This window comes from Flavobacterium psychrotolerans, from assembly GCF_003097635.1.
GTDB classification, from domain to species: domain Bacteria; phylum Bacteroidota; class Bacteroidia; order Flavobacteriales; family Flavobacteriaceae; genus Flavobacterium; species Flavobacterium psychrotolerans.
This window is the reverse complement of record NZ_QCZI01000009.1, coordinates 1-22,466: the sequence shown is the minus strand read 5'-3', so window position 1 is coordinate 22,466 and position 22,466 is coordinate 1. Positions and strand designations below refer to the sequence as shown.

Sequence of the window (22,466 nt, the reverse complement as noted above, 5' to 3'; positions counted from 1 at the left end):
TTTACAATGTTTTTTTTATTGAACCACAAGTAAGCATTTTAGAACCATAGTAAGGGTTTTTGATGTCTTTAACTTCACTGATCCAAATAGCACCTTTTGCTTCATTTGCCATAGGGCAGTAGTCTTGATACAGTTTTTGTTTAGTTCCGAAAAGTTTAATCAAATCGTTAATGTCTTTGCTTAACAAAACGAAATGCTCTCTTTGATGTTCTAGTTTCCCCGCATTATCGCCAATGTGTTCTGCGTGTTCTTTGGCACTTTCGGTAATATCAAGATAGTTTTTTTTGAGTTTAGAATCAATCGTATTTACTTTTACAGCATTGAAATTAGCGTATAAAGTTTTTCCTGCACTCGCCGCTGCTTTGGTGTCATCTTTGGTCAAAGCATTTTTTAAAGCTAAATAATTGGTTACGATTTTATCTATTGAAAATTTGGCGGGTACTTTTTTGCTTTGAGCATTTACAGAAACCATTACGAATGCCATTGCTATGGCTGAAAGAATTATATTTTTCATTTTATTGTTTTTAAATTGTTATTGTTGCTATTGGCAACATTTTTTGATGAATATTTTTTTGAAAATCCATTTTAATACGGAAATTACCTTTTTCATTTTACTATTGATTGTATAATAAACGCATCACAAAAAATATTATGATGCGTTGTTCATAAGCATACAGATATCAGTGCTTATGATTTTATTTTTTAACCATTTGCATTCCACATTTAGGGCATTCTCCTTTGGTATCAGCAGTAGTGCCGTCCATTGGACAAACATATTTTGTCACAATTTTAGTTTTAGGTTGACTTCCTTTTTGAGGGTGGTTATCTACTGTTTCGGTAATTTTTACCATTCCAGTACCACATTTAGAACATTTTCCTTCGGTTGTTGAAGTTGAACCATCGGCAGGACAAACATATTTTGTTACCATTTTGCTTGTAGGTTGACTTCCTTTTAGAGGGTGTGTATCTACTTTTTCGGTGGTTTTTACCATCTTCATTGCACATTTAGAACATTCTCCTGGTTTATCAGAAGTTGAGCCGTCCATTGGGCAAACATATCTTGTTACCGTTTTACTCATAGGTTGGCTTCCTTTTGTAGCGTAGGTAGGTACTTTTTCGGTAATTTTTGTCAATTCCATACCGCATTTTGGGCATTTTCCAGAAGTTGAATTCATCTCGTCAGGATGTGAAGGACAAGTATAAATTATTTTTTGTTCCTCATTTTTTGTAGCTTTTTGTGCTATTGCGTTTGAACTAAATGCAAAAAATGCACTTAATACGATAATTATTGTTTTCATCTTTTTAGTATTTTAATTGTTATTTTATTGTTTCTACTGTTTTGCCACAACTCAACATTTGTGAGCCATAGTAAGGGTTTTTGACTGAGTTTTCTTTGCTTAACCAATTGGCATCTTGCATAGGACAATATTGATAATAAATGACTTCGGTTGGTTTTGAAGCTTTTATCAAGAGGTATGTGCTCTTGGATAATGATTTAAAAGATTCTCTTTGCTTCTTGATATCCTGCGTGTCAGAAATACTTTTGGCATCAGCAGTTAAATCTTTTAATACTTTCATCCAAACCAAATGTTCGTCCATTTTTAAGGTTTCCATTTTTACAGCAGTAATTGCTGAAAGCAAATCTTTTGCTTTTATTGAAGCAGCGCTTCCATCTGTTTTTACCAAAGCATCTTTCAATAAAAAATAGTTGTCGAAAACTGATTTTAATTGATTTACGGCTTGGTCATTAGTAGTTGTAGAATGATTGGACATATTCATTTCTGAATGTTCTGATTTATCAGCTCTTGACATTGCATCTACTTTCACGGGAACTTTTGCCTCACGATTATATTGACAACATCCTGCAAGTTTTGAATAAACTGCGTCTGGAGCAAGAAATTTATCACTGTCATAACCTACCAATGCAATACGTTTGAGTATTTCGTCTTGGTTGGTTATTTTAGGGTCATAAGTAAGGACAGCCATTTTTGTATCCGCATTCCAATCAACGTTTGCGATATTTTTAAGACTTCCTGCTTTTTCTATTGTGGCTTTGCACATTGCGCAGTTTCCGTAAATTTTAACGGATTCTGTTTTAGCATTTTTAATTTGTGCGTTGGATATCACAACTGATAACAATAGCAGTATTGCCATCATTGTTTTTTCTAATGATTTCATTTGTATGTAAATAATTTTAGAATTGAATTAGTTAAGCAATAACGAAATGAATCATAGCAAAGGCATCATTTTGAAATTGAGATTAACCGAGAAAATAAATGATTTTGAAAGCATTAATTAGTATCTATTAGATACAATTGTGGCTGTCATAATTGGAATTCAGCTTATTTTTGGTATAAGCCAAAGGGAATTGAAACCAGAAGAAATGTTGGTTTCATAGTTGTAAAATTTTTGTTTTTCAGAAACGAAATTAAAAAGATTGTCTTTAAATTTCAATTCATTAATAGCAACAGTACAACTGTTACAAGAAGTAGCGCAACCACATTTAGAATGACTGCATTTTCCTCCACAACCTTCGTGGTCATTCATTTTGGAATGATTGTCGTTTTTACAACAATCATCTTTGTCCATTTTTGAGGAAGTTTCTTTTGTAGTAGAATGTTTAGATGAATTATTTTCACACGCAAAAGAACTACTTGGCATCAATAAGAAACCAAATAATACGATTACTAAAATGTGAAATTTATTCATTTGTGCTTTAATTTGAACCAAAATTAATCAAATTATATTAATTGATTACTAATCAATTGTTAAAAAAGATTAATATGTTTTAAAATCATTTTGACTTTTACCAACGAACGGAAAAAGAATGTTCTCGATATTGCAAACGTAATTAGCGAAATGAAGCAAACAAAGACTTGAGTTTAGGAATACTTGGACTAAATGAAAGTTTTGTGCAGCTGAATGAGATAATGGACTGGTTAATTGATTTTCTTTTTGGTATATTGTTATAAATATTTATGAAAACACAACTGGAAATTAGTCAAAAAACACGTTTTTAATAGAAAATTTGGTTTTTGGTTTAAGATGACATATATTTGCAAAGTCATTTCCCTAGGGAAAAGGATCTGGTTCGCCACAACACCGTAGTTGTGGCATTTTTTATTTTACCCTCTTTGTATATTTGTCTTCATAGTATTTTTGGTTTCTTGCATCATCAATATGAAAACAAGAAATAATCATATAGTTTGGAGTGATTTTTTCCATTACAACTAAAAAGTTTCCTTCTTTGAACCAAAAATAGTCCCTGATTTTACCATCAGCTTCTAAAAATTGAAAACAAGTTACGTCTTGAGTATCTTTATTTTCTAGTATTGGTTTTATCCAATGAATTTTGTTGGCTCTTTTTTTATCAAAATTTCTTTTCCCTTTATCACCTCTAGTGATGATTTTTACAAAAGTGTGCGGATAAGTTTCGAAACCTTCTTCTTTTGAATTTGCTACATCTATTTTCACTCTGCAACCATCAAAATAAAAAACGTTATCAATAAAATCGGCTTTGAATAATTGAAATAGTTCTTCTAAATGTTCAGATGATGGGTCTATTCCTAAATTGGGTATGTGATCATCCAAATTAAATAAATCCATTATAGTTTTATTTTAGGTTGGTGATCAAAAATATTGAACTTTGTTTCCCAAGGTTCTGTTCCTTCTTCGAGATTAAAACCAGATTTAGTTTCTAAATATTGAATGAAATCCATTCTGTTTGGAGTTGGATTCTCGATATTCTTCATTACTACTCTTGTTTTATAAGTAATAGCTCCAATAAAGAAATCGGCTAATTGAAAGAAATTATTATCGTGAGAATGTAAATGCTGGAATTGTTTGAATGGGCTTTTGCCTTTGTATTCCGCATCAAAAACTTCATTAATTTTTTTTAGTTTTTCTCTACCACGAGTATTTTGAATGTCTATAAAAACTCTATATTCATCTCCATTGCTATTATTTGGGTGTAATAAATAATAGGTCATTTTATAATAGAAATTGTCGTGTGAGCCTTGATTGAAATCTTTATGATTTAGTCGTTCTTTGTATTTGACTAAAATACAACGAAATTGTAATGATGACCGAAAGAAATAATCTACTAATTCTTTGTATAATGCTGTTCTTGCATTTGAAAATTTATTCCATTTTAACTCTGATTTTTGATTGTGCTTTGCTAATATTTGATTGAATTCTTTTTGTAATTCAACATAATCGGTCATTGGTACTTTGATGTAACCAATACACATAACAGGAATATTATCATTTTCTAAATGACAACTTTCGTCGATATAAAAATCATATTTATTATTCATAAATTGTGGAAATTAATAGCAAATTCGACCAATTAGATGCTCTAAAGCGATTGAATTTTAAAAAGCGGAAATTTACAGAATAAATTGTTAATGGAAATACTATTTACTTATTTTTCAAATCAAAAATGCCTATCATTAATTTTTTTTTAAGCGATAAATTATTTCTGTACTTTGAAAGTATTTATATAATCAGCTAAATTATACAAGTCTAACAATTCAATATTATTCATTTCACTGGTTAATTGCTCAATCTCAATAAAAACAATGTCATTGGCAAATGATTTTTCTCCTACAAGATGTTCTATGTGGGTGTAAACTGCTTCTCGAAGTCTTGGGTTTTCTTTGTGAATAATGTCGTTTTTGAGGTATATTATAATACCTAAATCGGTTGGTTTTTCGAGGTTTTCTATTGAAGTGAAATACATATCACTAATTCGTAGGCTTATACCGTAATATTCTAATGGTTTATCGGTTCTCTGTTCGTATTTAGAAATGCTTCTTTCTGGCTGAAGGAATGCTGTTATTTTCCAACGTTTTACAACTGGAGCGTGATGAACTAGTAATTCTACTTCTTTGAAAAGATAAGGATTTCCATTTGCTGTAATAATTAGTTCTGCTCCTTTATCTTTATTTTTTATGATTAGGTCAAGATCTTTATTGTATTGATGGAGTAGCTCAATTAACTTATTGAAATGTATTTTGAGTTCGTCTTTTGGGATTTCGTTGAGTAATAGAAAAACGAAGTTGTTTTGTTTGAAGTGGTTCCAGAAGTTTGTTATTCGGTTCATCGTTTATCTTTTATGGTTTTGTCGTAGGCAATTAGATTGAACATTTCTCGCATTCTACTTCTAATCCGATTCCCATAAACATTCTCAATTTCACTTGCAGAAAGATTGGTTGTGATATGCGTTTGGATTTTTTTACTTGTGAAAATATCATACCGGCTTAATAGAATTTCTGCCATTATGTTACATTCGTTTCCGTAATATTTTAGATTGTTTTCAGTTCCTAAATCATCGAAGCATATTGTTTTTGGTTCTGATTGGTAAAGTTTGCCTTTGCTGTATTTGTGGATTATTTCGTATCCGTCCTGGATAAATTCAAAGCTTATATCTCGACAAGGTTTTACGAAAAACTTATGTTCGGTTGGCGTTAAGTGTTTCATTAAATTCATTAGTGATGTTTTGCCACAGCCGATTGGGCCAGAAAGTAAAATTCCTTTGTTGAGGTTAATATTGTATTGAAAGCAAGTTGCTTCATCTTTTAGGAAATAAGCAATGAGTTTGTAAATTATTGAATAATCGCTTTCAAGGATTTTGAAATGATTTCCGTATAATTCGACACCTTTTTTCTCTAACCAAACAATTATTTCAGTGTAGCTATAGTGGCTCTGAATAGTCTTTGTCTGTTCCTGTGTTGAGGTGTTTTGCTCTGTTGGATTGTGGTTCATTTGAAATGAATTTAGGTGCGTTTAACATCCAGTTTTGTGCTGCGGCTTGCCAATCGACCATCGGGGTTTTGCCACCGACTAACCAACCATTGCTGGAGAAGTAATTGAAAAACTTAATAGCTTCTATTTCTGGAAAGTGTTGTTCGAGAAAATAAGCTTTCACATTTTCTATTGTTGGCACATTCTCTTTTTGCCGACTTTTTTCAGTTTGTTTTTCATCGGTGTCGGCGAATGTTGAAAACATTTCTTTTTTGGCGGAACTTTTTTCTTTTTCTTCAGTACCAATATTTCTTAAAAACTCATCATCATTTTCAAATTTTTTTGCTTGCTCGTCCAAGTTTGCAATCTTTAAATCGTTTGAAATGTTTGGTATGTTTGTATTGTTTATATAAGATACCAGAGCTTGTTCAGTACCTGTTTCATCACTTGTACCAGTACTAGTATAAAGCTTGTTCACTACTTGTTCATTGACTAGTTCAAAAACAGGTTCATTTTTTGGTATTGTGGTTTTTTCGTTTTTTGGAATTGGTTTTAAATCATCCGAAAAATTGAATAGATAAACGTGGCTTCCTTTGAATGGATTATAAGATGGCTCATAATTTATGTAACCTAGGGAGTGTAAGTTTTTAAGGCACTTATGATAGGTTGCTTTGGAACTGATTTTGCTTATTCGCATTACCTCATCACGAGAAATACTGATTGGATTTTTGAACCGATTGCAATTCCAGAATTGGAACAACGACATATACAGACTTACGTGTGTTGGATTAAGTGTTTTGTCGGTAGCCACCTTCTCGAAAAAACCTGTTAAATGTTTTATGTAATTCATCTCACTAGCCATTTTGGATTGAATAAATTAGGCGAAGCTTCCACCTTATTTGATTCTAATAGTTTTTCTAAATCGGCGTTGGAATAATATAGAATTCCGCCAATTTTAGTGTAGGTAATGGTTCCGTTTACTCGAAGGTTTTGTAAAGTGCCAGAGGAGATGTTGAGTAACTTTTTGACTTCATTGGATTTGAGCCATTGTTTTGTGAGTTGTGTTTTGGTTTGCAGGATTTCTTTTAAATCTGCTAAAAGTAGTGTACGGAATTCATTCAAATCTTCGCGAGTAATTACTTCGATTGCCATAATGTTGTGGGTTTAAATATTTTGGACAAAGAGAAATAATTAAGTAATACCAAAACAGTTACGGGGGTTACGGAACCCCCAACAAATCTCAACAAAATAAGGCAATCACATTAAAAAAGTTTTTTATTTATGTGTTTTAGGATGCTATTTTAATACAATTATGACTAAATTTGCTTAATGAATACAAAATAGAGGCAAAGCTTCTATAAATATATATTGCGAAAGTTATTTCGAGCCAAAGAAAACGACCAAATTTCAAAATCAGCTCTACAAATAAACTGTTCGCCTACGCTATGCGTGGGCTCGGTTTATCGGAGCTGTAGGTGCTTGGTCGTACCTCTTTGGCTGGTGATCGATGTCCCACGCTGTTGTTTGTACCAATACCAAAATGGGTTTTTTTCGTATATCTTAAAAAGATAGTATTATGAAAAATGAAACTGTAATTAGTCCCGAACTGCAACGATTTATGGAATTGCATAAAATTCCAAATCTTATCTCATTACTCCAGATTGAAGATGAGATATTGCTTGGAATGGTTGGTTTCGGCTGGCGAATGATGCGAGAAGTTTTAGAACTTCGTGAGCCCCAGTAATTCGATTATTTTTTCTCGAAGTGCCTTTTTAGTAGTGTTTTCGACGTTATAATACTTCACTTTAATACTATCTACAGAAATTTTTTCGGTGTTATTTGTTTTGAAATTTTCTGAAATAAATCGAAAAACATCTGTTTGATTTTTGTGTTTTATAATTCCTGTTTCCATCAATAATCCGAAAAAACAACTTAATTGTGCAACTGATAAACCAGTCAAGAGTTTAATCTTTTCATCGTTGTTAGTAACGTTTGTAAATTGATTGGCTTCGAGTTTAATTTTCTTGGTTAAATATTCGATTTCTTCTTCAATCCAACTGATAATTTGTTCTTTTAATGAAGGTAAGTTTGCCTTGTATTTTAGGATGCTTCTACTTTGCTTTTGATTGTAATTTTTGAGAAATCGGTATAGAACATCTATTTTTTTGATATTGTTTTCTTGCGTTTCTAATTCCTGTAAAATTTCAAAAGTCAAGTATTTAAAAAACTGTAATGAATTGAAGTTTAAATCGAAAAGAAATTCTTTGATTGTTTCTTCAGACATATCTGCAAAATTAATCTGTTTGTAAAGTGTCGTTATAAATTCTGAACAATAATTGAATTCATAGTATGTTAATTTTTCTTGAATGTTTATCGTTGCAATTTTCAGTAGTGGTTCATAGGCTAATTTTAATAACTGGTCGTTTATGTTGCTTCCTAATAATCGTGATTTGACTTCTTTGAGTTTGTTTGTAATTCCAAATTCTTTGACCAAAGTGGAACGATTTGGGATTTGAATATTTACATTGAGGTAATTCCGGTATTCTTTTTCTATGAAGCGAAGTAATTTTTCAAGATAGATATAGGCAATTTTTAGGCAATCAATTTTATCATAATTATTGGAAAATTGATAAAGATCGGATGAATTTATTGGATTGATTTCTTTGACTAATCGATGGGCTAAATTCTCAAGAATATATTGCTTTCGATGTATGTATTGTTCAATTTGTTTTTTTGATTTTAATTTGAAAACTCGTTCTTTATTTATTTTCTTGATTTTCTGATTTTCATTTTTGAGAGAATGATAACAATACAGAAAGAACCGATTTTCTTGCGATAAATCCTCGATTTCACATTCTTGCAAAAGATATAAAACATTCTCATTTTTGGAACACCAACGTAAACTGATTTGTTTCTCCGGAATGTTCAACTCATCAAGTATTTTTGGAATGAATGGTTCAAATTCTTCGGCAACATCACCTCCCTTGAAATTTAGTTTTGTAACTTTTGGATGCAGATTGTGGATTGGTTTTTTGACAATGTATTTTGTCGTATTATCTTGCTTGATAAAATCTACTTGGTAAATAAGGAAGCTTTCAGAAGCAAAATTTTCTAGAATAGGCATTAAATCGTTACTGAAAATAATCTTTGGATTTTTGATTTCTTTTAGTATTCTATCGTAGTTTTCTAAAATGTATTTTGGCTTCATATAGGATTAGAAATATAGAACTTTAAGTTCATTTGAAAATTTACTAGTAAATTCTCAAATGATTTAATAGTGATTTCGATGGTTTTTCAAGCACTTTATAGTATCGTCAATCTAAATTAACGAAGTTTGGTTGTTCATTAAGAATAAATAATTGTGGGTTAATTTGGGGTTCAATTTTTAGTAAATAAGTTATTGAAAGGCATAATCATTAACGTACTAAAATAATTAATATTATGATAATATTTTAATAATTAATACATTAAATCTTACTAAAAATCACAATTGATTATATCGAGATATAATCAATTGTGATAGTAGAATAATTAGCTATAGTAAACTAAAATATTTTTGTTTTAAAACTTCATTCGTTGTATTCTGACGGCATTTAATATCGCTAATAGTGCTACACCAACATCGGCAAAAACTGCTTCCCACATTGTAGCTAGCCCGCCTGCACCAAGAACCAAAACAATAGCTTTAACTGCAAAAGCCAAACCAATGTTTTGATAAACAATTTGTTTGGTTTTTTTACCGATGTTTATTGCTGTGTATATTTTATAAGGCTGGTCGTTTTGAATGACAATATCAGCCGTTTCAATAGTGGCGTCACTGCCTAAACCACCCATTGCAATTCCGGCATCAGCAAGTGCAACTACAGGGGCATCGTTCACACCATCACCAACAAAAGCAATTCTTAAGTTTTTTGATTTGAGTTCTTCTACTTTCTCGACTTTGTTTTCGGGCAACAAATCGCCATAAGCCTGATCGATATTTAATTCTTTGGCAACAGCATCAACAACGGCTTGTTTGTCTCCCGAAAGCATTACTGTTTTTACATTTATTCTATGCAAACTTTCGATAGCTTGTTTGGCATCTTCTTTGATTTCGTCTGCAATTAGAAAATAGCCGGCATATTTTTGATTGATGGCAATAACGATAATCGTGAAAGGTGTATTGTCAATTTCAGCATCATAACTGAGGTTGAATTTCTTCATCAATTTTACATTTCCTGCCAAGATTTCGTTTCCATCTACTTTCCCTTTTAGTCCGTGTCCTGCAATTTCTTCCACATCGGTAACGGTTGCATTTTTTTCAGAACCTTTGGCATATTCTATAATGGCGGTTCCAACAGGATGAGTTGATTTAGTTTCTAATGCTGCTGTAAATTTTACTAAATCGGCTTCGGAAATATCCACTGCTACCACTTTTTGAACTTTGAAAACGCCTTTAGTCAGCGTACCTGTTTTGTCCATAACAACCACTTGAATAGATGCCATCATATCGAGAAAACTCGAACCTTTAAACAGAATTCCGTTTTTACTGGCTGAGCCAATTCCGCCAAAATAGCCCAATGGAATTGAGATTACTAACGCACAAGGACAAGAAATAACCAAGAAGACCAATGCTCTATACAACCAATCTCTAAACACATAATTATCGACAAAAAGCATTGGTAACAAGCATATTGCAATTGCTAAAAACACAACTATTGGCGTATATATTTTTGCAAATTTCCTAATAAACAATTCAGTTGGTGCTTTTTTGGCTGTTGCTTCCTGCACCATTTCTAAAATTTTTGATAGTTTACTATCAGTATAGGCTGTTGTAACTTCAATTTGCGCAATGGTGTTTAGATTTATCATTCCTGCTAAAACTACTTCATCTTTTTGTTTGGTGTCAGGTTTGCTTTCCCCAGTTAGTGCCGCTGTATTGAATGTGGCACTATCCGTCAAAAGTTTTCCATCCAAAGCTAACTTTTCACCCGATTTGAGTTGGATGATTTCGCCAATGGTTATTTCTGATGCTTTTTTGATTGTCGCATTTCCGTCTTTCAAAATAGTTGCTTCATCTGGTCGCTGATCTAATAACAATTTGATATTAGATTTTGCCCGTTGAACTGCTAATGTTTGAAAAATTTCGCCAATAGCGTAAAATAACATTACTGCAACACCTTCGGGAAATTGTCCAATTGAAAATGCTCCGATAGTTGCAATGCACATAAGTAAAAATTCTGAAAATATTTCGCCTTTGCGAATGCTTTCAAAAGCCTCCTTAATCACAGGAAAACCTACAGGTAAATAAGCGATTGCATACCAAACTATTCTTACCCATCCAGTGAACCAAGTTTGTGGAAAATAGTTGTCAAAATTTATGGCGATAAGTAATAATATAAAACTTATGATTGCTGGCAGAAACATTTGGAAAATTGTTTGATCTGTACCTGAATGGTCGTGACCGTCATCATCAGAATGATTTTCTGGCTCATTATGAGTTGAACAACATCCTGTTTGATTATTGGTTTTGCTGTTTATTTTTTCTTCCAATGTGCAACAAAGCTGTTTGCCGTTTGCATCGTATTTGTGCTGGTGTTTCATCTATTTAATGATTGATGTTTATTCTTCCCCTTTGTTGGTCAATTTTGCATTTACAAAAAATGCTCCTTTTGTTACAATTTTAGCATTGCTTGGAATGTCTTTAACTAAAGTGATTGCGGTATAGCCCATATTTGAAACTCCTTTTACCACTTCAATTTTTTCAAAATTGGTGTTTTTTGTTTTTTGTTTCTTATCTTTTGTTTCTGTTTCTTTCTCCACTTCTCCTTCTTCTGGTTTTTCTTCTTCGGCTTGTTTATTGGTAACAACAAAAATATAATCTTTGCCGTCTGCACTGACAATGGCATCATTAGGGACTGCATTTGTAGTAATGTCATTCAAACTTACAATTGCGGTTATATTCATTCCGTCAATTAGTCCCGATTTATTGCCTTGAACTGTCGCGTGAACTGGTATGCTTTTACTATCGTTTTCAAAAGAAGCACCTATTGAATACACTTTTGCATTATAATCTTCGCCTGAATTATTGGTAATTCTAAAATGAATAATTTGTCCAACTTTTAACATTGGTAAATCTTTTTCAAACACATTCAAATCCAAATGTAATTGTGAGTTATCTACAATTTCGGCTACCGGAGAAGAGACATCAACATAACTTCCAATTTTGGAAAAGACATTACTAATGGTTCCGTTTATAGGACTTGTAACGGACAAAGCAGAACGTAAATTTCCATTGTTCAAACTATTTGGGTTAATGCCCATCAGTTGGATTTGTTGTTGCAATGAGGCTCTTCGAGTTCGCATTGATTTTAGTTCGGCATTGGCACTTTGGTAATTTTTTAAAGCTCCTGCGTTACCTTCGTTAAGTTCTTTCTGTCTGGCCACTTCTTGTTCCGCAAAGATTATTTTACTGGCAGTACTCAAATATTCTTCTTGTAACTGTATAAATTGTGGATTAGCAATTGTAGCGATTACTTGCCCTTTTTTTACAAAATCGCCTAATTGTACATTGATGCTTTTAACTACACCACCATACAGCGAAGTTGCATTTGCTTTGTTATTGTTTGGAACTCGTAATGCACCATTTGCTTTGAGTGTAGCTGTCAATTGTTTTTGTTCAATAATTCCATATTGAACGTCTACCGTTTTAATTTGTTCGGCTGTGAGTGAAGCAATTGTTGGTTCTGCTTCTTCTTTTACTATTTTTTGTTCCTCCTCTTGGGGTTTGTTCTCTTTATTACCGCAGGAAATTAGAAATAGGCAAAGGACAATTAGCAAAAGGCAATTTTTATATTTTATTTTTAAAGATTTCATTTTTTTAGCTTATTTGTTTGTGAAATAATTGTATTCGATAATGGCTTGGTTGTAGGCATTTAGATTGTCCAAATAATTTTTTCGTATCTCGATGGTTTGGCTCAAATACAATGAAAAATCGGCGTAACTAATTTCTCCTGCCCGATAGGATTGATTGGCGGCTTTTATAATTTCTTCGGCTTGTTGCAAACCCGAAGTTTCATAAAATTGTAAACCCGACACGCTTTTTTCTACTTCGGTCTGGCGTTGCGCCAAAGAAGATTTTAATATTTGCGTTTGGTATTGTAGCTGTTGTTCCTGCATTTCTTTTTCAGTTTTGGCTGCTTTTATTTTATTGCTATTGGCTCCAGTTCCGAAAACAGGGAATGAAGTAGCAATTGAAAAACCGCTATACGGATCTTCAACTCCATATAATTTCTGTGAAAAAACCCTACCTGTAAATTCTGGTAAGCGATTGCTTTTTTGTATCGCAATTTCACTATTGGCAATCACTACATTTTGTTGCAATAGAAGAAGATTTGGATGGTTGTCTGACGTACTTTGTAAACCATATTCCAATTTTTCCAATGATTTAGAAAGTGGTAAGATTGCTTCTGAACTATTCAATAATTGCATTAATGCCTGCTGTTGCACCAGCATTTCTTTTTGAAGCTGGATAATATTGGTTTCAATTTCTTTCAGTTTTACATTAGCCGAAATTTTTTCGATACCGGCACTTTCTCCCGTTTTTACTTTCAGAATTGTGGTTTTTAACAATCCGACGTAAATGCTGTCCAATCTTTGGTACAAAGCCGTCTTGTCCTGTAAATACCACAATTGATAATATACTGAACGGATCTTTTTTTTCAATTCAGTATTGATAACTTCTTTATTGAATTCGTAGTATTTGGTTTGTTCGCGATAGTAATTTTTCTTGGCTTGGTTTACTTGTGGCATATAAAAGCTCTGTTGCAAACCGATTTTCCAAATTCCCGTTTTATCCGAAGGGCGTAAATCTTCATTTTCCACAAAGATGCCCGTTTTAGGGAATTCCTTATTTCCTTTTATCAGAAGCTGATTTTTTGAAATTTGAGATTGATTGATGTTGTATTGCAAATTATCCTTAAGGCCTAAACTCAATACTTCATCAATAGATTTACGAGATTGTGCCTGACCATTATTAAATGAAAGAAACAATCCAATAACTAAAATTGTTGCTATCGATTTTCCCTTTACTTTAATTTTTGTATTGAATATGATATATAGCAAAGGCAATACAAATAAGGTCAAAAATGTTGCTGATAGTAGTCCTCCAATTACTACCGTTGCTAATGGTTTTTGCACTTCTGCACCAGCACTGTGTGATAACGCCATTGGTAAAAATCCTAAGGAAGCAACTGTAGCTGTCATTAAAACAGGACGAAGTCTGATTTTTGTTCCTTCGATAACGCGTTTAATAACGTCATTCCATCCCTCTTTTTCGAGTTGGTTGAATGTACCAACAAGTACAATTCCATTTAATACTGCTACTCCGAACAAGGCAATAAAACCAATACCTGCCGAAATACTAAAAGGCATTCCACGAAGTAGCAATGCAAATACACCTCCAATGGCACTCATTGGAATTGCCGTGAAAATTAAACTGGCTTGTTTCATAGAATTGAACGTAAAATATAATAGCATAAAAATAAGAAGTAAAGATATTGGTACAGCAATCATTAAACGATTGGATGCTTTTTGTAGATTTTCAAAAGTTCCGCCATAAGTAAAATAATAACCTGAAGGGAGCTTTACTTTCGCAGCCAGCTTATCCTGAATTTCTTTAACGACACTTTGCACATCTCTGTCTTGGATATTAAAACCAATTACAATTCTGCGTTTTCCTGCTTCTCTACTTATTTGTGCCGGACCTAATTTAAAATCCACTTTCGCTACTTGGGATAATGGTATTTGATTGCCTGTAGGTGTTGGTATCAATAGATTATTTACATCATCAATACTTCTTCTAGATGAACTGTCTAAACGTACTACCAAATCGAATTTACGTTCGTTTTCGTAAACTACTCCTGCTGCTTTTCCTGCAAAAGCAGTACTTACAATACTGTTTATATCCTCTACATTTAGACCATAATTGGCAATTCTTAAACGGTCATACTCTATATTTATTTGTGGTAGACCATCGACTTGTTCTACTTGGGGTGATGATACTCCTTTTACATTTACAATAACATTTTCGACTTTTTTGGCATATACAGAAAGGCTGTCCAAGTTTTCACCAAATATTTTTATAGCAACATCTTGTTTAATTCCTGTCATCAATTCATTAAATTTCATTTGAATCGGTTGGCTTTTTTCGATAAAAACCCCTGGTATAACGCTTAATTTTTCCTCTATTGCATCGCCTAGTTCATCGTAGGTTCTATCGGATTTCCATTCGCTTTGCGGTTTCAGAATAATCATTAAATCGGTTGCTCCAGGTGGCATTGGATCAGTAGGTACTTCTCCTGCACCAGTTTTACCTACCACAATTTTCACTTCATCAAATTGCTTAGCAATTCTTGAGGCTTGCATAGAGGTTTCGATACTTTGGGATAAAGAAGTTTCGAGAGGCATTTTAAATTCAAACGCAAAATCTCCTTCTTGCAACTGTGGTATAAACTCGCCACCCATTCTGCTAAATAATAAAATGCTAAAAACAAATACCCCAACAGTAATTCCTATTATCCAATATTTTATTTTAATAGCTTTTTCTAACAAAGGCTGATATGTTTTTTGTAGCCACTTCATCATTTTATCTGAAAGGGTTTCTTTTGACAATGCTTTTTTTGATAGGAATAAAGCACACATCATCGGAATGTAGGTTAAGGAAAGTATCAAAGCTCCTAGTATAGCGAAGCCCACTGTTTGAGCCATTGGGCTAAACATTTTGCCTTCTATACCTACCAAAGTAAGAATGGGAATATATACAATCAAGATAATGATTTCTCCAAAAGCAGCACTGCTGCGAATTTTGGAAGCAGATACAAATACTTCATTATCCATTTCCTGTTGTGTGAGTATTTGTGTGGATTTCCGTAACCCTAGATGATGAAGAGTAGCCTCTACAATAATTACGGCACCATCTATAATTAACCCAAAATCTATTGCTCCCAAACTCATTAGGTTTGCACTTACTCCAAAAATTTTCATCAATCCCAATGCGAAAAACATTGAAAGTGGTATTGCAGAAGCTACAATAAGTCCCGCACGAAGGTTTCCTAGAAATAAAACCAATACAAAAATTACAATTAGTGCTCCTTCGATTAGATTTTTTTCTACAGTTGATATGGCACGGTTTACAAATGTGCTTCGATCTATAAAAGGTTCTACAATCACATCATCTGGTAATGATTTTTGTATAATAATCATTTTATCTTTTATCCTTTGTACCACTTCATTACTATTTGCACCTTTTAACATCATAACGATACCACCAACTGCATCTACTTTTCCGTTATAGGTCATTGCTCCATAACGCACTGCACTTCCAAACTTAACATCAGCAACATCTTTTATAAAAATCGGAACACTATTTGGATTGCTTTTCACAACAATATTTCTTACGTCTTCTAAAGATGTAACCAAACCAACACCACGAATAAAGTAGGCACTTGGCTTTTTGTCAATGTATGCACCACCTGTGTTTTGATTGTTTTTTTCTAAAGCATTAAAAATTTCTGGGATTGTTACTCCCATTGCTTTTAAACGGTTTGGGTTTACACCAACCTCATATTGCTTTAATTTACCCCCAAAACTATTTATTTCCGCAATACCGGGAGTCCCATTGAGTTGTCTGGCTACTATCCAGTCCTGCATAGAACGCAAATCCATTGCCGAATATTTATTTTCGCTTCCTTTTTTTGGATGCAAAATGTATTGATACACCTCGCCAAGTCCTGTACTTACAGGTCCTAATTCTGGTGTTCCAATACCTTGAGGTATTTGGTCGGTCGCTTCCTTTAGTCGTTCACTAATTAATTGGCGTGCAAAATAAATATTTACATCATCATCAAAAACTACCGTGATTACCGATAAACCAAAGCGAGAAATACTTCGGGTTTCTTCTAAATCGGGAAGATTGGCAATACTTTGTTCTATCGGGAAAGTTACTAATTGTTCTACTTCTTGACCTGCCAAAGTAGGGCAAAGCGTAATAATTTGTACCTGATTGTTTGTAATATCTGGTACGGCATCAATAGGCAATTTGGAAGCACTCCAAACTCCCCAAATGATTAAGAATAAAGTCATCAAACCAATGATGAATTTATTATTGATACTAAAATGAATGATTTTGTTTAACACTATTTATAATGTTTAATGTTTAATAATAAATTTATAATCCACAGTTAATGAATGATTCAAATACTGTGAAAAAGACTAATGTAGAGCAATAGTGTAACCAATGCGCAAGGCATTTTTACTATTTATTTAGACATTAATCGATAAAAAATTAAACATTAATTTGTGGCGGTTGCCAAATACTTCCGTAGAAATTGGAAGTAAGAATTGATTTGTATTCAGGCACTTTTTTGTCAACTATTATTTTGACATCAATCAAATTGTAATTGTATAAAATGTTGTAAGCGAAACCTTGGCAACCACAACAGTTGCATATGCACAAAGGGGAACAAGCATCTTTATCGTGGTGCTGTTTTGAACTATTGTTTATAGTCACTTTTTCAAATGAAGCATCTTGTTCCTTGTCTGCGCAGGGCATACAAGAAAGTACTAGAACTATAATTGACAATATGATGTTTGTGAGTTTCAAGACTGTAAAAATATGATTTTTATTTATACAATTGATAATTATTTATAATCGTTATTAATTATTTGAAGTGAATATTAAAATAATGCATAATCCTCGCAGTTATTCCAAGTAACAAAATTGAGCAAACTAAAGTTATCATTATAACACGAATAACGGTGTATGCGGTAATTTTTTTTTTGTATACAATTTTTTTGTTTTTCATTCTTCGTGCTTTTGCCATTTAGTTTTTAAATTATTTAACAAATGTAAAAATATTACACTTTAAAATATTTTAATATTTATATTGTTATCCTAAATATTTATTTAGTTTTGCCTAAAAATAAAATTTATAGTAATGAAAAATAAAATTTCACACCTGCCATTAATTATATTATTTCTTTTTATTGGTTTAACATCTTGCGAAACAAGCTATGTAGATATTCCTAAAAATGATGAATTATTAGATGGAACTATAGAAGGGCTTTCGAGTTCACAATCATCTCAATTTTTGCGCGGTGATGCAGCGGTAAATGAAGTTTTTACCAGAGAAACAGGGTTGGGTTCAACCTTTGTCGGAACTAGTTGTATCAACTGTCACGCTGGAGACGGTAAGGGGCATTTGTTTACAACACTCACTCGTTTTGGTCAGATTGACGAAACTGGAAATCAATTTTTAAATCAAGGTGGACCACAATTACAAAACAGAGCTTTACCTGGTTACTTACCTGAACAAATTCCTGCTGGAGCAACGTTTTCTAAATTTACACCTCCTGCATTTTCAGGTTTAGGCTTTTTACAATATGTATCTGATACTGATTTGTTAGCAATGGCTGATCCAAATGATAGCGATGGGGATGGGGTTTCCGGAACGGTAAACTGGATTACAATTCCGGGTTATTCAATACCTTCTTCTAGCTCGATTACCAAAAATGGAAAACATATTGGACGATTTGGTAAAAAAGCATCTGCCTTTGATTTATTACATCAATCCGTTAATGCCTATAATCAGGATATGGGAATAACGTCTGTTTTTAGTCCCACGGATCATTATTCTAATTTAGAAATTGACCCAGAAGTAGCTACCCATAAAGTAAATGATGTGGTTTTTTATTTGAATGTATTAAAAGCGCCCATTCAACGCCATCAAAATGATGAAGTTGTAAATCAAGGAAAACAACTTTTTAAACAAATTAATTGTACAGGTTGTCATAAATCAGAACTAACTACTGGATATTCGCCTATAAGTCCGCTTTCTTTTAAAACATTTTCTCCGTACACCGATTTACTTTTACACGATATGGGAGCAGGTTTAGACGATGGTTATACAGAAGGAAGTGCCAAAACTTTCGAATGGAAAACACCTGCACTTTGGGGAATTGGTCTTTCTGAAAACTCACAAGGAGGTGATTATTACTTAATGCACGATGGAAGAGCAAGAAGTATCGAAGAAGCAATAATTATGCACGGAGGAGAAGCAAATAATAGTAAAAATGCGTTTCAAAACCTTTCACAATCGGATAAAAACGCAGTATTGAAATTTATAAAATCATTGTAATTATGAATAGAAAAGAATTTTTAAAAACGTGTGGTTTTGGCTGTTTAGCAGGAATTACAGGTGTATCATTGTTGCAAAGTTGCAGTTCTTCTCTTGTCCTTTCAAAAGAAATCAAAGGATCGGATATTTTGATGCCGATTTCTGATTTTGAAATAAAAAAAGAACGAGAAACAACTTATAAGAAATATATCATTATTCAAAATGAACTATTAAAATCGCCTATTTGTGTTTATCGATTTGATGCTACTGATTATGCAGCTATGCTAATGACCTGTACACATCAAGGAGCAGAATTACAAGTTTTTGGGGACAAACTTCAATGCCCTGCACACGGAAGTGAGTTTAGTAATAGAGGTGTTTTAGAAAACGGACCTGCAGATAAAGACTTGAGAAAATTTCCAATAGTAATTGAAAACAACATCCTAAAAATATCCTTGAAATGAGATTAAAACCAACTTATATATTCCTTTTTGTATTTCTGTCTAATTTAACTTCTTTTGCTCAAATTGACCCTAGTTTACTAAAAAGAATCCCCAAAGACACTGTAAAAAACATCCTGAATATGGATGCTTTATACAATAGACCTGCGTTGAATATCAATAAAACACCAATATCCATAGGGGGTTATGTAGAAATGAATTGGCAAAAAATGACAACAGATGGAATTTCAGAAGGACATCAATTTCAGGCAAGAAGATTATCTGTTTTTATGTCATCAGCCATTAGCAAACGAGTAAAATTTTTAAGTGAAATAGAATTTGAGGACGGAGGAAAAGAAATAGCCATAGAATTTGCCTCTGTAGATGTTGAGTTTCATCCATTGGTTAATTTTAGAGCCGGAATAATTGTAAATCCTATAGGTTCTTTTAATCAAAATCACGACGGACCAAAATGGGAATTTACAGATAGACCTATATCAGCAACTCAAATGTTACCAGGAACATTTAGTAATGCCGGAGCTGGTTTTTTTGGAAAAAAATATACTAAAAATTGGATGTTTGGCTATGAGGTTTATTTATCTGGAAACTTTGACAACTCAATAATTGAGAATACTGAAAACAAAACGTTCTTGCCAGCAGCAAAAAATAATCCGGAACGATTCGAAGAAATAAATAGTGGTGAACCTTTATTTACTGGAAAATTTGCTATTAGACACAATAAAATAGGGGAGCTTGGAATATCCTATATGAAAGGAATCTATAATAAATTTCAAGACGATGGAATTGTGATTGATGAAAAAAGACGCGTTTCGATTTTTGCATTGGATTTTAATACTACCATTCCAAAAACGAAAACATTTATTACAACAGAATTTGCTTGGATTAAAGTTGATGTTCCCGGAACCTATTCTCAACAATTTGGAGACAGGCAATATGGTGGATTTATGGATATTGTGCAACCTGTTTTGAAAAGAACGATTTTAGGTTGGGAAAATGCTGTATTGAATGTAGCTTGTAGATTAGAATATGTAGATTGGAATGTTGGAACTTTTAATGAAACTGGAGGGAATATAGGAGAAGATCTTTGGAGTATAATGCCTGCAATTAGTTTTAGACCTACATCCCAAACTGTCATCCGATTTAATTATCGTTATCAAAAACAACGAGATATTTTTGGAAATCCGCCTGCAATAACAGACGGAATGAGCTTGGGAATTTCTTCTTATTTTTAGAAATGAGCGCTTTTTCACTATAATAATCTAAAAATTTGATTTCAATTGTTTTTGCTCTTGATTAATTGACTTCATTGAAAATTTATCTCTCAAAATCTTCATATCTTCACTTACTTTTTTATCTAAAACCTTTGCATAATGCTGTGTCGTCCGTAAATTTTTATGACCCAGCATTTTGCTTACACTTTCAATCGGAACTCCATTTGTAAGCGTTACTGTGGTTGCAAAAGTATGCCGGGCAATATGAAAGGTTAATTCCTTTTCAATCTCACAAACACCTGCTATTTCTTTTAAATAGGCATTCATTTTTTGATTACTTAAAATTGGCAGCAGTTTATCTTGATTGTTGCTTTGTGGATGGTTCTCATACTTATCAATAATCATTTGCGTTACTGGAAGGATTGGAATTTTAGAAGCAGTTTCGGTTTTCTGTCTGTGGGTAAATATCCATTTCTCGCCATCAATACCGATGCTTATGTGCGATTTTGTCAAGTTTTTGACATCAATGTATGCCAAACCAGTAAAGCAGCTAAAAAGGAAGATATCACGTACTAGGGATAATCTTTCTGTTTTGAAATCTTTTTCAATTATATTTTGAATTTCTTCTTCAGATAAATAAACTCGTTCGACTTCCTTTACTTTCGATTTATAATTTGCAAACGGATTTTTGTCTAGCCAGTCATTGGCCAAACAAAGTTTGATTATCTTATTGAAGTTCTTGATGTATTTTACTGCGGTATTGTTGGCACAGTTCCGAACGCTTCTTAACCAAAATTCATAATCGGTTACAAAAGCGTGATCTATTTTGTTTATCTCGATATCGCAAACTTTGTATTTCCATTGCAGGAACTCAATTGTATGGCTCAAAGAGGTTTTATAACGTTCTAATGTTCCTGGTGCATATTCCTTACCAACCAATTCTTTTATTTTGTTATTGTGGTCTTGGAAGATTGGGATTAGCATCCGTTTAGTTTCAGCAGCTCCAAATAATTCATTTTTCAAATTTTCAGATGTAACTTTAATGTCTTTTTTGAATAATCTTTTTTCGGCTTCCAAAACTTGATTTTTTAAATAATCCAGATGGCTATTTATTGTTCTAGCTTCTTCATTAGTGCCCTTGACTTTAGAGCCTTCTCCTGACCATCTTTCGGGATTTACATACTTGTTTGCACTAAACTCAAATCGTTTGGCTTGGATTGTTACTCTTGCATAAATAGGGCAGATGCCTTCGTTGTTGGTTTTTGATCTCTTTATGTAAAAGAGAATTGATACAGTAGTGTTCATAAGTGGTAACCTTTTAGTTATTATTAAATTTAAAATTTCTAATAATTACAAACAAGATGTACATATTTTGAATATGTTGTTGAACACCTTGCTGTACTGGTGGTTTTCTGTGAGAGGTGTCACTTAAATTTTTATAATTTAGTGACACCTCGAAAGACACCAAAACTTTGAGATTAAATGAATAATTTGACTATCCTAGAAACGAAAAAACCCACTAAATCGTTGAATTTAGTGGGTTTTGTAACCATTTGTATTTCTACTGGCGGAGAAAGAGGGATTCGAACCCCCGGACCTGTTACAGTCAACAGTTTTCAAGACTGCCGCATTCGACCGCTCTGCCATTTCTCCAATAAGTTGCACTTAATTTCTCAATGCGGTTGCAAATATAGGAACCTTTTTTCGTTTTGCAAAATCAATTATAATAAAAACGAACTTATTTTTTAATTAAAATTCAATGATTTCATTATCCATAAGTTATCTTGTAGAAATCAGGCTGATTTAAGACTAATACGATAACCCGTTGGGTGTAATTATTTGAAGTAGAAAATATTGGCTAGATATTGGTCAAGATACTGAAATTCAGTATCTTG

General features: G+C 32.9%; 20 protein-coding genes and 1 tRNA gene. 4 read left to right on the top strand and 17 right to left on the bottom strand.

Translation table 11 applies throughout. The features are described from left to right. Position 1: 1 nt before the first annotated feature. The 10 genes from DB895_RS08230 to DB895_RS08185 all read right to left on the bottom strand — a co-directional run bounded on the left by DB895_RS08230 (position 2) and on the right by DB895_RS08185 (position 6,897). Positions 2–514, bottom strand: a complete 513-nt coding sequence (locus tag DB895_RS08230; RefSeq protein WP_116724888.1) for a DUF3347 domain-containing protein — start codon at positions 512–514, stop codon at positions 2–4. A 181-nt stretch (positions 515–695) separates the two neighbouring features. Further along, positions 696–1,298 carry a heavy metal-binding domain-containing protein gene (locus DB895_RS08225; RefSeq protein ID WP_116724887.1) on the bottom strand — a complete coding sequence of 201 codons (603 nt, stop codon included), beginning with the start codon at positions 1,296–1,298 and terminating at the stop codon, positions 696–698. Positions 1,299–1,317: 19 nt separating this feature from the next. After that, positions 1,318–2,178 (bottom strand): DUF3347 domain-containing protein, encoded by an 861-nt coding sequence (locus tag DB895_RS08220; protein ID WP_116724886.1) that lies wholly within the window; start codon positions 2,176–2,178, stop codon positions 1,318–1,320. Positions 2,179–2,337: 159 nt separating this feature from the next. Beyond that, a complete protein-coding gene (locus DB895_RS08215; RefSeq protein WP_116724885.1) occupies positions 2,338–2,709 on the bottom strand; it encodes a hypothetical protein in 372 nt (123 codons plus the stop codon). Between the two features lie 411 nt (positions 2,710–3,120). Then, a complete protein-coding gene (locus DB895_RS08210; RefSeq protein WP_116724884.1) occupies positions 3,121–3,606 on the bottom strand; it encodes a hypothetical protein in 486 nt (161 codons plus the stop codon). Further along, a complete protein-coding gene (locus DB895_RS08205; protein ID WP_116724883.1) occupies positions 3,606–4,316 on the bottom strand; it encodes a DUF3800 domain-containing protein in 711 nt (236 codons plus the stop codon). Before DB895_RS08205 ends, DB895_RS08210 begins: the two co-directional genes overlap by 1 nt. Before the next feature lie 158 nt (positions 4,317–4,474). Further along, positions 4,475–5,104 carry a hypothetical protein gene (locus DB895_RS08200; protein WP_116724882.1) on the bottom strand — a complete coding sequence of 210 codons (630 nt, stop codon included), beginning with the start codon at positions 5,102–5,104 and terminating at the stop codon, positions 4,475–4,477. Then, the gene (locus DB895_RS08195; protein WP_116724881.1) at positions 5,101–5,766 is read right to left on the bottom strand and encodes an AAA family ATPase; all 666 of its coding nucleotides are present in this window, start codon (positions 5,764–5,766) and stop codon (positions 5,101–5,103) included. Before DB895_RS08195 ends, DB895_RS08200 begins: the two co-directional genes overlap by 4 nt. Next, the gene (locus DB895_RS08190) at positions 5,696–6,595 is read right to left on the bottom strand and encodes a transcriptional regulator (RefSeq protein ID WP_116724880.1); all 900 of its coding nucleotides are present in this window, start codon (positions 6,593–6,595) and stop codon (positions 5,696–5,698) included. The genes DB895_RS08195 and DB895_RS08190 overlap by 71 nt, the downstream gene beginning before the upstream one ends. Beyond that, on the bottom strand, positions 6,592–6,897 hold the full coding sequence (locus tag DB895_RS08185) for a helix-turn-helix domain-containing protein (RefSeq protein WP_116724879.1): 306 nt from the start codon (positions 6,895–6,897) through the stop codon (positions 6,592–6,594). Before DB895_RS08185 ends, DB895_RS08190 begins: the two co-directional genes overlap by 4 nt. A 424-nt stretch (positions 6,898–7,321) precedes the next feature. On the opposite strand from DB895_RS08185, the gene DB895_RS14275 reads away from it, so the two are divergent. Next, positions 7,322–7,489, top strand: a complete 168-nt coding sequence (locus DB895_RS14275) for a hypothetical protein (protein ID WP_166426951.1) — start codon at positions 7,322–7,324, stop codon at positions 7,487–7,489. Here the strand turns inward: DB895_RS14275 and DB895_RS08180 are convergent. From DB895_RS08180 to DB895_RS08160, 5 genes are all read right to left on the bottom strand, one after another. Next, positions 7,466–8,953: a hypothetical protein gene (locus tag DB895_RS08180; RefSeq protein WP_116724878.1), complete on the bottom strand. Its 1,488-nt coding sequence runs from the start codon at positions 8,951–8,953 to the stop codon at positions 7,466–7,468. The two genes, DB895_RS14275 and DB895_RS08180, sit on opposite strands and share 24 nt — an antisense overlap. A 353-nt stretch (positions 8,954–9,306) precedes the next feature. Continuing rightward, entirely contained in the window at positions 9,307–11,328 is a 2,022-nt protein-coding gene (locus DB895_RS08175; RefSeq protein WP_116724877.1) for a heavy metal translocating P-type ATPase, read from the bottom strand. A gap of 18 nt (positions 11,329–11,346) precedes the next feature. Continuing rightward, positions 11,347–12,600, bottom strand: coding sequence for an efflux RND transporter periplasmic adaptor subunit (locus tag DB895_RS08170; protein ID WP_116724876.1), 1,254 nt, complete (start codon positions 12,598–12,600; stop codon positions 11,347–11,349). A gap of 9 nt (positions 12,601–12,609) precedes the next feature. Continuing rightward, on the bottom strand, positions 12,610–16,920 hold the full coding sequence (locus DB895_RS08165) for a CusA/CzcA family heavy metal efflux RND transporter (protein WP_116724875.1): 4,311 nt from the start codon (positions 16,918–16,920) through the stop codon (positions 12,610–12,612). Between the two features lie 148 nt (positions 16,921–17,068). Next, on the bottom strand, positions 17,069–17,386 hold the full coding sequence (locus DB895_RS08160) for a DUF6660 family protein (protein WP_317046138.1): 318 nt from the start codon (positions 17,384–17,386) through the stop codon (positions 17,069–17,071). Between the two features lie 334 nt (positions 17,387–17,720). Between DB895_RS08160 and DB895_RS08155 the strand changes: the two genes are divergently transcribed. From DB895_RS08155 to DB895_RS08145, 3 genes are read left to right on the top strand one after another with little or no spacing between them, the layout of a single operon-like run. Continuing rightward, positions 17,721–18,920, top strand: coding sequence for a di-heme oxidoredictase family protein (locus DB895_RS08155; RefSeq protein ID WP_166426950.1), 1,200 nt, complete (start codon positions 17,721–17,723; stop codon positions 18,918–18,920). A 2-nt stretch (positions 18,921–18,922) separates the two neighbouring features. Next, the gene (locus DB895_RS08150; RefSeq protein WP_116724874.1) at positions 18,923–19,363 is read left to right on the top strand and encodes a Rieske (2Fe-2S) protein; all 441 of its coding nucleotides are present in this window, start codon (positions 18,923–18,925) and stop codon (positions 19,361–19,363) included. Continuing rightward, on the top strand, positions 19,360–20,592 hold the full coding sequence (locus tag DB895_RS08145; RefSeq protein ID WP_116724873.1) for a hypothetical protein: 1,233 nt from the start codon (positions 19,360–19,362) through the stop codon (positions 20,590–20,592). The genes DB895_RS08150 and DB895_RS08145 overlap by 4 nt, the downstream gene beginning before the upstream one ends. A gap of 27 nt (positions 20,593–20,619) precedes the next feature. Here DB895_RS08145 and DB895_RS08140 read toward each other — a convergent pair whose 3' ends face one another. Then, positions 20,620–21,876: a site-specific integrase gene (locus DB895_RS08140; protein ID WP_116724872.1), complete on the bottom strand. Its 1,257-nt coding sequence runs from the start codon at positions 21,874–21,876 to the stop codon at positions 20,620–20,622. A gap of 260 nt (positions 21,877–22,136) precedes the next feature. Continuing rightward, positions 22,137–22,224 (bottom strand) — tRNA-Ser (locus DB895_RS08135). Positions 22,225–22,466: the final 242 nt, after the last annotated feature.